Annotated in this window: 11 protein-coding genes; 7 read left to right on the plus strand and 4 right to left on the minus strand. The window is 64.0% G+C overall.

Annotation, left to right across the window (positions count from 1 at the left end; all coding sequences use genetic code 11):
- Positions 1–9: 9 nt before the first annotated feature.
- Positions 10–1,608, minus strand: coding sequence for an ABC transporter substrate-binding protein (locus tag IAG25_RS27750; protein ID WP_187607684.1), 1,599 nt, complete (start codon positions 1,606–1,608; stop codon positions 10–12).
- A gap of 261 nt (positions 1,609–1,869) precedes the next feature.
- Here IAG25_RS27750 and IAG25_RS27755 point away from each other — a divergent pair, with 261 nt between their 5' ends.
- The 7 genes from IAG25_RS27755 to IAG25_RS27785 all read left to right on the plus strand — a co-directional run bounded on the left by IAG25_RS27755 (position 1,870) and on the right by IAG25_RS27785 (position 10,659).
- The gene (locus IAG25_RS27755) at positions 1,870–3,078 is read left to right on the plus strand and encodes an LLM class flavin-dependent oxidoreductase (protein WP_187607685.1); all 1,209 of its coding nucleotides are present in this window, start codon (positions 1,870–1,872) and stop codon (positions 3,076–3,078) included.
- 19 nt (positions 3,079–3,097) lie between these two features.
- On the plus strand, positions 3,098–4,162 hold the full coding sequence (locus tag IAG25_RS27760; RefSeq protein ID WP_187607686.1) for an ABC transporter substrate-binding protein: 1,065 nt from the start codon (positions 3,098–3,100) through the stop codon (positions 4,160–4,162).
- A 43-nt stretch (positions 4,163–4,205) separates the two neighbouring features.
- Positions 4,206–5,771 carry an ABC transporter substrate-binding protein gene (locus IAG25_RS27765; protein WP_255503973.1) on the plus strand — a complete coding sequence of 522 codons (1,566 nt, stop codon included), beginning with the start codon at positions 4,206–4,208 and terminating at the stop codon, positions 5,769–5,771.
- A 28-nt stretch (positions 5,772–5,799) separates the two neighbouring features.
- Positions 5,800–6,855 (plus strand): aldo/keto reductase, encoded by a 1,056-nt coding sequence (locus IAG25_RS27770; RefSeq protein ID WP_187607688.1) that lies wholly within the window; start codon positions 5,800–5,802, stop codon positions 6,853–6,855.
- Positions 6,852–8,039 (plus strand): acyl-CoA dehydrogenase family protein, encoded by a 1,188-nt coding sequence (locus IAG25_RS27775; protein WP_062259324.1) that lies wholly within the window; start codon positions 6,852–6,854, stop codon positions 8,037–8,039. The genes IAG25_RS27770 and IAG25_RS27775 overlap by 4 nt, the downstream gene beginning before the upstream one ends.
- A gap of 93 nt (positions 8,040–8,132) precedes the next feature.
- Positions 8,133–9,722, plus strand: coding sequence for an ABC transporter substrate-binding protein (locus IAG25_RS27780; RefSeq protein ID WP_187607859.1), 1,590 nt, complete (start codon positions 8,133–8,135; stop codon positions 9,720–9,722).
- A 172-nt stretch (positions 9,723–9,894) separates the two neighbouring features.
- Positions 9,895–10,659: a MetQ/NlpA family ABC transporter substrate-binding protein gene (locus IAG25_RS27785; protein WP_375336547.1), complete on the plus strand. Its 765-nt coding sequence runs from the start codon at positions 9,895–9,897 to the stop codon at positions 10,657–10,659.
- Positions 10,660–10,738: 79 nt separating this feature from the next.
- Here IAG25_RS27785 and IAG25_RS27790 read toward each other — a convergent pair whose 3' ends face one another.
- From IAG25_RS27790 to IAG25_RS27800, 3 genes are all read right to left on the minus strand, one after another.
- Entirely contained in the window at positions 10,739–12,076 is a 1,338-nt protein-coding gene (locus IAG25_RS27790; RefSeq protein WP_187607689.1) for an LLM class flavin-dependent oxidoreductase, read from the minus strand.
- A gap of 201 nt (positions 12,077–12,277) precedes the next feature.
- Positions 12,278–13,231: an aliphatic sulfonate ABC transporter substrate-binding protein gene (locus tag IAG25_RS27795; protein WP_187607690.1), complete on the minus strand. Its 954-nt coding sequence runs from the start codon at positions 13,229–13,231 to the stop codon at positions 12,278–12,280.
- A complete protein-coding gene (locus IAG25_RS27800; RefSeq protein ID WP_187607691.1) occupies positions 13,231–14,559 on the minus strand; it encodes an LLM class flavin-dependent oxidoreductase in 1,329 nt (442 codons plus the stop codon). The genes IAG25_RS27795 and IAG25_RS27800 overlap by 1 nt, the downstream gene beginning before the upstream one ends.
- Positions 14,560–14,564: the final 5 nt, after the last annotated feature.

Genomic DNA, 14,564 nt, shown 5'->3' on the forward strand with positions numbered 1-14,564 from the left:
TGTCTGTCCTCAGGCGCTCAGCCAGACATCGGCGAGATTGCCTTCCAGCCCTTGCGCCGATACCGTGTGATTGCGCACGCGCCGGTTCGCGAGCGTCACCATGCGCGGCGCGACGAGATTCAGGATCGGCAGGTCGCGGTACACGATCTGTTGAAACTGCTGATAGAGCGCCACGCGCTTCTTCTCATCAGTTTCGATCGAAGCCGATTCGAGCAGCGTATCGACTTGCGCGTTGCTGTAGTGCGGGGCGTTCGAGAACGGCACGCCGGGCCGGATATTCTTCGACCAGTAGAGGCGCTGCACGCCCACGCTCGGATCGAACAGCGTATTCACGCCGATGCTCGTGAAGTCGAATTGCCGGTCCGCATACACGCGCTTGAGAAACGAAGGCAGATCCTGCGAGCGCACCGTCACGTCGATACCCACGCGCGCGAGCGCCGACTTCACGTAATCGGCCTGACGTCGGTACATGTCGCCATAGGGCAGAAAATCGTGCGTCAATTGAAAGCGCGGGCCGCCGTCCTTGCGCGGATAACCCGCGACGTCGAGCAGCTTTTCCGCGTTGGCGATATCGAATGCGTAAGGCGCGAGCTTCGCGTCGTGATACGGCGAGGCGGGCGTGATCGGCGTCGGGGAAATATCGGCGTAACCGTAGGCGATCGTCTTCTGCACGATCTGCGGATTGATCGCGTGGGCAATCGCCTGACGCACGCGCACGTCCTTCAGGATCGGATGGTCGAGGTTGAAGTCGATCTCCGACAGCGGCTCCAGGAAGCGATAACCGCGCGTTTCCACGGCGAGTTGCGGCAATTGCGTGAGACGCGGCAGATCCGAGAGCGGTACGGGATTCTCGCCGCCTAAATCGAGCGCCCCGGTTTCGAACGCGGCGGAGCGTGCGGCGGCATCGGGAATCACCTTGAAGACGAGCGAATCGATATACGGCTTGCCCGCATCCCAGTAATCCGGATTGCGCTCATAGACGATGCTCGCGCCCCGCGTCCACGACTTGAAGCGGAACGGCCCGGTCCCGATGGGCGCATTGTTGTGCGGATTCGTCAGCGGATCGCCGTTCGCATAGAGATGCTTCGGCACGATCGGCGATTCGCCCGCCGACAGCGCCTTCAGCAGATACGGCGCGGGCTTCGACAGCTCGATGACTGCGGTGCGCGCATCGGGCGTCGACACGCGGGTCACGTTGGCGAAGGTGCTGCGCCCGCGCGGATGAATCGACTTCAACAAGTCGATGGAAAACGCCACATCCGCCGACGTGAACGGCTCGCCGTCGTGCCACTTCACGTTTTGGCGCAGCGTGAACGTGTACTTGAGACCGTCCGGGCTCACGTTCCACGAGGTCGCGAGCTGCGCCTTCGGCTTCAGATCGAAGTCATAGGCGAGCAGGCCTTCGAGCACCTTCGAGCTCGCGACGAGCGCGGGGCCCGTCGTCTGGAAGATCGATACGAGCACGGGCGGCTCGGGATTGATCAGCATGTTGAGCGTGCCGCCACGCTTAGGAGCCGCTTCTTGCGCAAAGGCGAGCGAAGACAGGCCGGCGGACGCGAGCGCCGCACCTGATGAGATCAGAAAATCGCGTCGTTTGAAGCCTGCCATGTGATGCCGTTCCTTTCTGTTCGTTGTTCGACGGCCGGATGAGACGCGCCGCAGCGATCACGATAAAACGGCATCGCGCACGCGTGAACGAACGGTTGCGCATATGAAAAGCATGGCGCGTCGAAAAGCATATGACGTCGGCGGCAATGCGGCACGTCGAAAACAAACCATAAATGATTCGTTGTCGGCAAGCATGAGCGCGTGCTTAACTTTCATGCCCCGATGCATGACGGCGAGAGGCCAACCATATGGACACGCAACATGAGCGAAACCACGCACCCCGCATACGCTGAAGTACAGGCCTCACAGTCGCGTGCGAGCGCATTCGTCGATGTCGCGTCGCCCGCGCAGTTCCCCGACAGTCCGGTGTCGCGAGTGTTCGCGCAGCCGCTCATGCTGGGACTTTTCCTGCCGATCCAGGCAGGCGGCTGGAGCGCATCCACGTTACCGCGCACGACCGACTGGTCCTTCGACTACAACGCCGAACTCGTGCTGAAAGCCGAATCGCTCGGCTTCGACCTCGTGTTTGCGCTGTCTCAATGGCTGCCGAAAGGCGGCTACGGCGGCGTCTTCAACGGCGAGGCGCTCGATTCTTTCATGACGCTCGCCGCGCTCACCGCCCGCACCGAGCGCATAATTCTCGCGGCCACCAGCCACGTGCTGTACGGCCCGTGGCACCCGCTGCACTTCGCGAAGTTCACGGCGACCCTCGATCACATCTCGCGCGGGCGCTGGGGAATCAACATCGTGACGGGACATCGTGCGGTAGAGCATGAGATGTTCGGCTGGAACCGCATCGAGCACGATCGACGCTATGAGATGGCCGCAGAGTTCATCGATGCCGTGCAGCAGCTCTGGGCGCAACGCGAAAACTTCACGTTCGAACCGGAGCTGTCGAGCTGGAAGCTCGGTGGCGCGTTCGTCACGCCCAAGCCTCGCTATGGCAGGCCTCTGCTCATCAATGCGACCGGCTCGGACGCAGGCATCGAATTCGCCGCGCGCTATTCGGATGTCGTGTTCATCACGAGCCCGGCGGGGCCGGACATCGATCGCGCGCTGGAGGCGCTGCCCGCGCACGCCGCCCGTGTGAAAGCCGCCGCCGCGAAGCATGGCCGCACGATCCGCACGCTAATCAACCCGCTCGTCGTGTGCCGCGAGACGGCGGCCGAGGCGCGCGCGTATCGCGATGCGATCGTTGCACATGCCGACGAAGGCAGTTTTCAGCGCTTCGACAGCGACGCGCACGCGTGGCGCGGCGGCATCGATCAGCGCACGCAAGCCGCGGCGCGCGCGGTAGGCGGCAACGTTTCGATCACCGGATCGCCGGAGGAAGTCGCCGACACCATCGTGCGCCTGCATCGCGCCGGCATCGACGGCGTGCAGTTGAGCTTCTTCGACTTCAAACCCGACCTCGACTTCTTCGGCAACCGCGTTCTGCCGCTGCTGCGCGATGCCGGCCTGCGGCATTGACTTCACGCCTCACATTCCCATGAGCCGAATCTGGTACACCCGTTGCCCCGCGCCGACGCCGTTCGGCATTGCCGCTCAACGAGGCGAGCTAGAGGCCGAGTTCGCCGCCGAGGGCATCGACGTGAAAGCGCTGCAGGACGCCGACGATCCGCTCGTGCGCCGCTCGCATTTCACGCATGGGCAGCCGTGGTCGTTCCGTCAGGGCGGAAACATTCCGGCGCTGTGGGCGCGCGCGCAAGGCAGCGACACACGGCTTATCGGCCTCACGTGGGTCGATGAGTTTCAAGCGCTCATTACGCTCAGTACGCAATTGCAGCCGACGCGCGCAAGCCTCGCGGGCCGTCGCTTCGGCCTGCCGCTAAATACGCGTTCGCAGGCGGTGGACTTTCATCGCGCGACGGCTTTGCGCGGTTTCTCGTCGCTGCTGCAGGTGGCCAATGCGGCACTCGACGATGTTCGGCTCGTCGATCTGCCTCACTCGCCGCACGGGCTCGTCGACGCAAAACCCGCCGACGATCTTCCCGTCGGCGCATGGCTTGACGCGCAGCGGGCGCACGAGTTCGCGCGCGAGGCAGAGGCGCTGCTGCGCGGAGAGGCGGACGTCGTGTTCGTAAAGGGCGCGACGGGTCTCGAAATCGCGAACGTTCTGGGCGCGCGCGTACTGATCGACATATCCGCGCATCACGATCGCCGGGCGCATGCGAACAATGGCACGCCGCGTCCGCCGACCGTCGATGCGCAACTGCTGCGCGAACGTCCCGATCTCGTCGAGCGTGTGCTGGAGCGAACGCTCGATGCAGCGGCCTGGGCGTGCGGGCATCCCGCTGAGATCGCGGCGTATGTTGCGCGCGAGGTGCGCTGCGCCGAGTATTGGATACCGCGCGCGTACGCTGGCGGACTGCATCGTCAGCTCGATCTTGGGCTCGACCCAGACGCGCTCGACGCCCTCGTGCGTTTCAAGAACTTCCTGCTGCATCACGCCTTTCTGCCCGCCGATTTCGACTTCGACGGCTGGGTCGATGCCGCGCCGCTCGAAGCCGTCATCGCGCGCCGCCGGGCGCAAGAGGCAGAAGCGGCCGCCTGAAGGAATTTCCCCACTCCACCGATCGCCCATGATTCGACTCCCGATGCGTCGCGCACTTCTTGTCGTCGCGACGAGCCTCGCCTGCGTGACACACGGCGCACACGCACAGACGCGCGGCGGCACGCTAAATTTCGTCGTGACGCCCGAACCCACTGCGCTCGTCGATCTCGCGACGACCGCGGTCAACGTGCTGAAGGTCAGCCCGAAAGTCGTCGAAGGACTGCTCGACTACGACTATCAGTTTCATCCGAGGCCCTTGCTCGCCACCTCGTGGGAAGTCGCGGACAACGGCCAGCGCTACGTGTTCCATCTTCGCCAGGGCGTGAAGTGGCAGGACGGCAAGCCGTTCACGTCGGCGGATGTCGCGTGGTCGCTCCAGACCTTGCGCACCGTGCATCCGCGTGCGAAGACGACTTTCGCGAACGTGAGCACCATCGACACGCCCGATGCAGGCACCGTCGTCATCACGTTGTCGAAGCCGGCGCCGTACCTTATCCGCGCGTTCTCGGCCTCTGAAACGCCGATCCTGCCGAAACATCTCTACGAAGGCCGCGACGTGCTGAGCAACCCCGCGAACAACGCGCCTGTCGGCACCGGGCCGTTCCGGTTCGTCAAATGGGTGCGCGGCAGCTATATCGAATATGCGCGCAATGACGACTACTGGGACAAGGGCAAGCCCTATCTGGACAAACTCATCGTGAAGGTGATTGCCGACCCGGCGGCGCGCGCCGTCGCACTGGAAAACGGCTCCGTCGATCTCGGTGCGGACACGCCCGTGCCGCTCGCCGATCTCGCGCGTTTGAAGGCCGACCCGAAGCTCGGCATCGAGACGCGCGGCTACGAGTTCCAGGCGGGCGTCGCGCGCATAGAGTTTAATCTGGACCAGCCGGTGCTGAAGAACCTGAAGGTGCGTCAGGCGATCGCCTCCGCGATCGATCGCGAGGTGATCCGCAAGGTCGTCTATTACGGCTATGCGACGGCGAGCGCGAGTCCGCTGATGCCGACCAATCCCTACTACGATCCGGCGCCGACGCCCTATCCGTTCGATCTCGCGCGCGCCAACGCGCTGCTCGACGAAGCCGGGTATCCGCGCCGGGCGGACGGCACGCGCTTCGCGCTGACGGTCGATCCGCTACCCATCGGTGATCTGCCGTCGCGCACGGCGGAGTACGTGAAGTCCGCGCTGAACCGCGTGGGCATTACCGTGACGATCCGAACGCAGGACCTGCCCGCGTATCTCAAGCGCATCTATACGGATCGCGATTTCGATTTCAGCATCAACGGCATGAGCAACCTGTTCGATCCGGTGGTCGGCGTGGCCCGACTCTATACCACCGACAACTTCCGGCCCGGTGTGCCGTTCACGAACGGCTCGCATTACAGCAATCCGGAAATCGACCGGCTGTTCGCCGACGCTGCGCAGGAAACTGACGAAACGAAACGCAAGCAGTATTTCGCGCAGATCCAGCGAATTCTCGAGAAAGACTTGCCCGACCTGAATCTCGTCTCGCCTCAGTACGTGACGGTCTATTCACGCGGCGTGCGCAATCACACGATGTCGCCCGACGGTACGGCCGCGAGTTTCGCCGATGTATGGCTGCAACGCTGACACATTCATTTTCAACGACACGAACGACATGGAATATCGCCAGCTTGGCCAAAGCGGCCTGAAACTCTCTACTCTAACGCTCGGCACGATGATGTTCGGCGGCGCGACCGACGATGCGACGTCAACCCGGATCATCGATCAGGCGACGGAACAAGGCGTCAACTCGATCGACACCGCAGACGTCTACAACGGCGGCGAATCCGAGCGCGTCGTCGGACGCCATATCGCGAGACAGCGCGATCGCTGGGTGCTCGCGACCAAGTTCGGCAATCCGCTGCGTGACGCATCAGGCCACGCGGATGTGGATGTGAACGCCGCAGGCGCTTCGCGCAAGCACGTGCTGCGCGCGGTCGACGCGAGCCTCGCGCGTCTGCGCACCGATTACATCGATCTCGTCTATCTGCATCGCGAGGATCACACGACGCCCGTCGAGGAGACCGTGCGCGCGCTCGGCGATCTGATCGCGGCGGGCAAGATCCGCTATTACGGGCTGTCCAATCACCGCGCGTGGCGGATCGCAGAGTTCGCGCATGTCGCAGACGCGCTCGGCGTGCCGCGCCCCGTCGCGAGCCAGCCGCTCTACAACATCGTCAATCGTCAGGTCGAGGCCGAGCAACTCACAGCCGCGCACCGCTACGGTCTCGGCGTGATTTCCTATAGCCCGCTCGCGCGCGGCGTGCTGACGGGCAAGTACCAGCCGGGCGCGACGCCCGCCGCCGACACGCGCGCGGGACGCAACGACCGTCGCCTGCAACAGACCGAATGGCGTCCCGAGTCGATTGAACTCGCGCGTCGCGTGCACGAGCATGCCGCGTCGCGCGGCGTCACGGCCGGCCAGTTCGCGCTCGCTTGGGTGCTGAACAGCCGTTACGTGACATCGACCATCGCCGGGCCGCGCACCGAAGCACAGTGGCAGGACTATCTGCCCGCGCTAGACTTCCGGCTCGATGCGCGCGACGAGGCTTTCGTCGATGCGCTTGTCGCGACCGGCCATCCGTCGACGCCGGGATTCAACGATCCGGGCCATCCGTTTTTCGGACGCATCGCGCGGCATGACGCGTACGACAATACGGTGACACGATGAACGCACCTCGGACGCTGATCGAGGCCGCAGCCGAACTCGGACGCGCCTTCGCCGCGCGAGCCGCCGAGCACGACCGCACTGGCGCGACGCCCGTCGCGCAGTTCGATGCGCTCGAACGGGCGGGCCTGTTGCGCGCCAACATTCCGGCCGACGAAGGCGGACACGGCGCCGGACTGGCCGTGTCGCGCGCGATCGTGAGCGAGATCGCGCGCGGCGATCCGTCCGTCGCGCTGATTCTGTCGATGCACTATTGCCAGCATGCCATCATCACGCGCGCCGAACGCACGGCTTCGGACGACTGGCCGCCCGCGCTCGCGCGACGGCTGCGGCGGGCCTCCGTCGAAGGCCGCGCGCTGCTCAACGCGGCGCAGGTGGAACCGGCGCTCGGCTCTCCGTCTTTCGGCGGATTGCCCGATACGATCGCGCACCGCACGCGTGACGGCTGGCGCATCTCCGGCCATAAGGTCTATGTGACCGGCGCGCCGCTGCTCGCATGGATCAACGTGCTCGCGCGCACCGACGAGGACGAGCCACGCCTCGGGCATTTTCTCGTGCCGCGCGACGCGCCGGGTGTGCGCATCGTCGAGACGTGGGATCCGATCGGCATGCGTGCGAGCGCCAGCCACGACGTGCTGTTCGACGACGTCGCCCTGGCACTCGACGACGCCGTTGCGCTGCAGCCCGCTAGCCTCGATCTGCAGCGCAACCCGCATAGCGTTGCGTGGTATCTGAGTCTCATCGGCTCGGTCTACGACGGGGTCGCCCGTGCGGCGCGCGACTGGATCGTGTCGTTCGTGAAGGAGCGCAAGCCGAGCGCCCTCGGCGGCGCCCCGCTTGCGACAGTCTCCGCAGTGCAGGAGGGCATCGGCAGAATCGAGACGCTGCTCGCCACGAGCGACTGGCTGCTCGACTCGCACGCCCGCTCCGTCGATACGAGCGAAGCGCCGGATGCGCTCGCGGCGGTTGTGAAGCACGCGGTCATCGCTAACGCGATCGAAGCGGTGGACGTCGCGCTCGACCTGGCAGGCAATCACGGTCTCGCGCGGCGCAATCCGCTCGAACGGCATTATCGCGACGTGCAGTGCGGGCGCGTTCATGCGCCGGTCAATGGCCTGATTCGCGCCAACGCCGGGCGTGCCGCGCTGGGTGTTCTGCCGCGCGCCAAAACCCGCGCCGATTCGTGATCCGCACAAGCTAAGCTGTATTTCTCGTTTTCCGATCGACGCGCCGCCCGATACCATCCGAAAGACTTACAACAAATCGGCGTACTGAAGATGATGACAGGGGTTGGCAAGCGATTCCTCGGCGGTCTCTTGATAGCGGGTCTCATGGGCCTGCACTCGGCGGGCGCAACCGCGGCCGGCTCCGCGCCGGTCAGCGGCGGCACATTGACGTGGCTCGTGACGCCCGAACCTTCGTCGATCGTTCCCCTGACCACCACTGCAGGCGGCAACGCGGAGATCGGCCCGAAAGTCGTTGAAGGCTTGCTCACCTATGATCAGAAGCTCAACCCGAAGCCGCTCCTCGCGACCGCGTGGTCGGTCAGCAAGGATGGGCTTCAATACCGCTTCACCCTTCGTCGCGGCGTAAAGTGGCATGACGGCACGAGTTTTACGTCCGATGATGTCGCCTATTCCATTCTGACGCTGAAGCAGGCCCATCCGCGCGGCCGAAGCACCTTCGCGAACGTGAGCGACGTAAGGACGCCCGATCCCTACACCGTGGTGATCGAATTGTCGAAGCCGGCGCCGTTCCTGCTGACTGCCCTGTCGGGCTCGGAGTCGCCGATCATTCCGAAGCACGTCTATCAGGGCACGGACATCGTATCGAATCCGCACAACAGCGCGCCGATCGGCACCGGCCCGTTCGTCTTCAAGGAGTTCGTGCGGGGCGACCACATTCTGCTGGAGCGCAACTCGGACTACTGGGACAAGCCAAAGCCCTACGTCGACCGGATCATCGTGCGCTTCGTTCCCGATGCGGCCGCGCGCGCAGCCGCGCTGGAAACGGGCGCAGCGAATCTCGGCGACCAGGCGATCCCGCTCGCCGACGTCAAGCGCTTCTCCACGCTGCCCAATTTCAACGTCGATACGACCAACTGGCCCTATGTCAGCAATCACCAGCAGTTGATCTTCAATCTCGACACGCCCGTGCTGAAGGACAAGGCCGTGCGCCGTGCCATCTCGCAGGCCATCGACGTCAACGCCCTCAACCGCGTCGTCTGGTACGGCTATGGCACGGTCTCCGCCGCCGCAATCGGCGTTGCGAATTCGCGCTATCACGACCCGGACATCCACTACTTTCCCTACGATCCCGCGCAGGCCAACGCAACGCTCGACAATCTGGGCTTAAAGCGCGGCCCTGACGGCAAGCGCTTTACACTACGGCTCCTCTACAACCCGTTCCAGGACACGCGCGCCGCCGATTTCGTGCGCCAGTCGCTCGCGCGCATCGGCATCGACGCGCAAGTGCAGAGCTACGACTTCGGTACTTATGTCGTCAAGGCCTACACCGATCGCGCGTTCGACATCACGCTCGAAGCGCTTTCCAACGTATTCGATCCGACCGTAGGCGTCCAGCGGGTCTTCTGGTCGAAGAACTTCAAGATCGGCCTTCCGTTTTCCAACGCCGCGCACTATTCGAATCCGGAAGTGGACCGGCTGCTCGAAGCGGCCTCGGTCGAAACCGACGAAAGCAAGCGCCGTCAATTGTTCCTGCAGTTCCAGCAGATCGTGCACGACGATATTCCGTCGATCGAGTTCGGAGCCAATCCGAACATCACGATCGCATCGACCAAAGTGAAGGACTATGCATCCACAGGCGAAGGCCTGAGAGGCAATTTCGCGGACCTTTACATCCTGCCGTGATCAGCGCCGAAGCCGCGGGCAGGCCGGGATAAGGTCACGCCAACGGATTGGTTACAGGAACAGGACCAGGTCCATGAAACGACCCGGTCGCCAACTTCAGAACAAGGACCCTGCCATCGTGCAACGATGCTCCATCCACCTCCCGCGCGTGCTGCTATGCGCATTCCTCGCGATGGTCATGAGCGCGGCCGCGCATGCCGAAGCGCCCGCGCTCAAGATCGGCGTTACGAGTGGACCTCACGAGGAAATCTTCGAGGCGGTGAAAAAGGTCGCGGAGCGCGACTACGGTCTGCGCATCAAGATCGTGTCGTTCAACGACTATATCCAGCCCGACGCGGCCCTCGACGCCGGCGATCTCGACGCAAACAGCTACCAGCACCGGCCGTTTCTCGCCTCGCAAGTTCGCGCGCGCGGTTACAAGCTGGTCGGCATCGGCCGCACGTGGATCGGGCCCATCGGACTCTATTCGAAGCGTTACCGCAAGTTCGCCGAGCTCCCGGACGGCGCGACCATCGGCATACCCAACGATCCCGCCAACGAGAGCCGGATTCTCCTGCTCCTGCAGAAGGAAGGCAACATCCGACTGCGTCAGGGAATCGATCCTGTCACAGGCGTGAACGCGACGCCCCTCGACATCACCGACAACCCGAAGCACTTCCGCTTCAAGGAAGTCGATGCGGCGCAGCTTCCGCGCACACTCGACGATTTCGACGCCACGACCGTCAATGCGGACTATGCGATCAAGGCCGGTCTCAATCCGGCGAAGGACACGATCTTGCGTGAGGACGGTTCCGGCGTGTACGCGTGCCTGATCGCCGTGCGCGAACAGGACGCGAAGAAGCCCTGGGTGCAGCAGATCGTGGCCGCATATCAGTCCCCCGAGGTCCGGCAGTTCATCCTGTCGCGCTATCAAGGCGCGATCATTCCGGCATTTTGACCGACTCGCGGGCGCACTCGATGCGTCCGGCCGAGCAGTTCCTTGTCCCCGTTGCCGGAGCGTCGCCCTTACCACGCGCCTAATGCGTGTCGAGTGCCGCGCCCTTCGGCACCGGCAACCCTAGATGGTTGCGCAAGGTCAAGCCCTCGTATGCGCGACGAAAAATGCCGCGCTGCTGAAGTATCGGAACGACGCCCTCCGTGAAGGCTTCGAGACCATCGGGCAGTACGTCGGGCATCAGGTTGAAGCCGTCGGCGGCGCCGTTCCTAAACCAGTGCTCGATGTCATCCGCAATCTGCTCGGGCGTGCCGACGATCACGCGATGTCCGCCGCCGCCCGCCAGCGCACGGATGAGTTCGCGTACCGTATAGCCATGCGTGCGCGCCTGCGCGAGCGTCGCGTTGAAGAACGTGTGATTGCCGTTGCCGCCATTGGGCAGCGGCAATTCTTCCGGCAAACGCTTGTCGAGCGAAAGCGAATCGACGGGAACGCCGAGCGTGCCGGCGATGCGGTTCAGGCTGTACTGCACCGGAATCAGATCGACGAGTTCGTCCCGGCGCCGCAACGCATCGCTCTCTGTCGAACCGATGATCGTAGTCAGCCCCGCGAGCACTTTCACTGCGTTCGGGCCGCGCCCGTAACGCGCCGCTCGCGCGTTGAGATCTTGGCGGTAAGCACGCGATTCATCGAACGATTGCGATGCTGAAAACACCGCTTCCGCATGGCGGGCGGCAAGATCGCGTCCATTGCCCGATGCTCCCGCCTGCACCAGTACCGGATGACCTTGTGCCGAGCGCGGCAGATTCAGCGCGCCATGCACGCTGAAAAATCGCCCGCGATGATCGGCCGGATGCACCTTGTCGAGATCAACGAAACGGCCGCTCGGTTTATGCGCCACGAAGGCGTCGTCGTCCCAGCTATTCCACAGCGTCTTGACGAGCGTCGCAAACTCGTCGGCGCGTGCATAGCGGGTCGCATGGTCGGGCACCGTGTCGTGACCGAAGTTGCGTGCGGACGGCAAGTCCGCCGTCGTGACGATGTTCCAGCCCGCGCGTCCGCCGCTGATCAGATCGAGCGTTGCGAAGCGGCGTGCGATGTTGTACGGCTCGTTGTAACTCGTCGATGCCGTCGCGATCAGTCCCAGATGCGTTGTTGCAGCGGCAACGCTCGTGAGGAGCATCGTCGGTTCGAGCGCCGTGATGGGGCGCATGTCGAGTTGATCGGAAATCGCGGCGCTATCGGCGAGAAAGATCGCATCGAGACACGCGCGTTCGGCCACTTTGGCCAATCGCACATAGTGGTTCACGTCGAGGAATACGTTCGGATCCGAATCCGGCAGACGCCATGCCGACGGCACGAATCCCGAGTGAAGCGCGTTGATGTTCAGATGCAATTGGCGCGGGGCATCGCCGCTCATGGAAAGCTCCGGAAAAGAAGACAGCTTTCGATTCTGACGCGAGAGACATGAACGACGCCAAGAACAATTTCAAGTATGCATATGAACATCAGCGCTAAACCGACGAGTGCGTGTTATGCATGGAAGCGGCACCCGAGACCGCGATTCCGGCGCGCACTGCCAGCTCCGCCCGAGGCACGCGCCCCCGGCAAAGGCGCATGCTCACTTGATCTGCACCATCGCCTGCCGCACATCGATGCGGCGCGGAATAACCTTCGTGTCGAAAGCCAGATTCGCCGAATCCTGCTGCGCGCTGATCACGTCGTCGGGGATCGGATAGCTCGCGCCCCACTCCAGGCGCGAGATCGCCCGGCTCCAAACGTCGAGCGGCACGCCCGTATTGGCGGACAGAAAACGCGCTGTCTCTCGCGGATGCGCGAGGCTGTCGTTCGTCTGACGTGCAAGCTGATCGAACAGCAGACGCAGCGCGGCGGGATACTTCTGCGCGAAGTCGCGCGTCGCGATATAGAAGCCGTATTGCGGCACCGACAGATCCCCGATCGTGAGAATCGTCCGCGCGCCGGTAGTCAGTTCGGTGTCCGCGTAACGCGGATCGGGCACAGCCCACGCATCGATGAAGCCGCGTTCGAACGCCGAACGCGCATCGCCGTAGGACAGGTACGTGAACTGCGCGGAGGACGGGTCCATGTGTGCGTCCTGCATCGCCTTCAGCACGAACAGGTGCCCTTGCGAGCCCTTAGCGAAGGCGATTTTCCTGCCCTTGAGATCACGCAGGTCCTTCACGGGCGAATCCTTCGGCACGACGATCGCATAGCTCTTGACGAGTCTCGGCGCATAGGCCACGTACACGACCGCTGGCGCCGCACCCGCCTGCGCCATAATCGGCGGCGTCGAACCGACCGTGCCTACGTCCACGTCGCCCGCATTGATGGCTTCGACGAGCGGCGCACCATACACGAACTCGTGCCACGAAACCTTCACGTGATGCGACGCGAACGCCTGCTCCAGCTTGCCCGATGCACGCAGCGCGACCAGGCCGTCGCCTTTCTGGATACCGATGTTGATCTGCGCGGGATAGCCCTCGTCCGCGTGCGCGGCAAACGCGGCGGCGAGGCACCCGGCGGCGATGAGGTACTTCAGGGATCGGACCGGCATCAGGACGTGAAATAAGGATTGGCGGGACGTGCGAGACCGTAGTGACCACGCAGCGTGTCGGCTTCGTACTCGCGCCGGAACAGGCCTCGCCTTTGCAGGATCGGTACGACGTGTTCGGTGAAGTGCTCGAGTTGCGCGGGCAGCACGGGCGGCATGACGTTGAAGCCATCGGCGGCACGGCTTTCGGTCCAATCGGCGATCACGTCCGCGATCCGCTCGGGCGTACCGGACAGCGTGAAGTGCCCGCGCGCTGCCGCGAGCGTCCTCAACAGGCTGCGCAAGCTCGGACGTTCGCGCGCCACCAGTTGCGTGATGACTGCCGCGCGGCTTTGCGCGGCTTGCACCGTGGCTGGGTCCGGAAAGTCATCCACGGAAAGCGGCTGATCGAGCGGCAACGTCGAGAAATCGTAACCGCCGAAGCGGCTCGACAGGCGGCCGAGTCCTACGCTGACATCGGTGATCGAGTCGAGTTCGTCGAGCAGGGCACTGGCTTCGGCTTCGGTCGAACCGATCGCCGCACTGATGCCCGGCAGGATCACGATATCCTGTTCCGAGCGGCCCACGGCCCTCGCGCCCGCCTTGAGTTCGGCGTAGAAGTCGATCGCGGATTGCTTCGTCAGATGCGCCCTGAAGACTGCCTCGGCGTGGCGCGCGGCGAACGCCTTGCCCGTTGCCGACGATCCCGCCTGCACCAGCACCGGATGCCCCTGCGGCGGGCGCGGCAGATTCAGCGGCCCCGCCACGCGATGAAACTTCCCGCGATAGCCCATCTTGCGCACGCGCGCCGGATCGAGAAACCGGCCGCTCGACGCGTCATCGACGATGGCGTCATCGGCCCAGCTATCCCACAGTTGCTTGACGACATCGAGAAACTCGTGCGCGCGTTCGTAGCGTTCGGCATGCTCGATCTGCTGCTCGTAGCCGAAGTTCGGTCCCGCGCCGCCCACCCACGAGGTCACGATGTTCCATCCGATACGCCCGCGCGAGATGTGATCCAGCGACGCGAACTGACGCGCGAGATTGAACGGCTCCGTGTAGGTAGTCGTTGCCGTCGCAATCAGTCCGATGCGCGAAGTCGACTGCGAGAGCGCCGCGAGCGTGGTGATCGGTTCCAGCGCGCCGGACGCGACAAATTGCGCGCCATCGCCGAGTGCGAGCGCATCGGCGAGAAATACGGAATCGAACAGGCTTTGCTCGGCCCTGACTGCGAGATCGCGAAAATAGTCGATATCGGTCAGCGCCTGGCGCGTCGCGCCGGAATGACGCCAGCCTGCTTCATGATGGCCGCGTCCGTGAACGAAGAGGTTTAAATGTATGGGGCGGGGCATGAGCG

Origin of the sequence: Caballeronia sp. EK (genome assembly GCF_014384845.1) — a bacterium.
Lineage (GTDB): Bacteria > Pseudomonadota > Gammaproteobacteria > Burkholderiales > Burkholderiaceae > Caballeronia > Caballeronia jiangsuensis.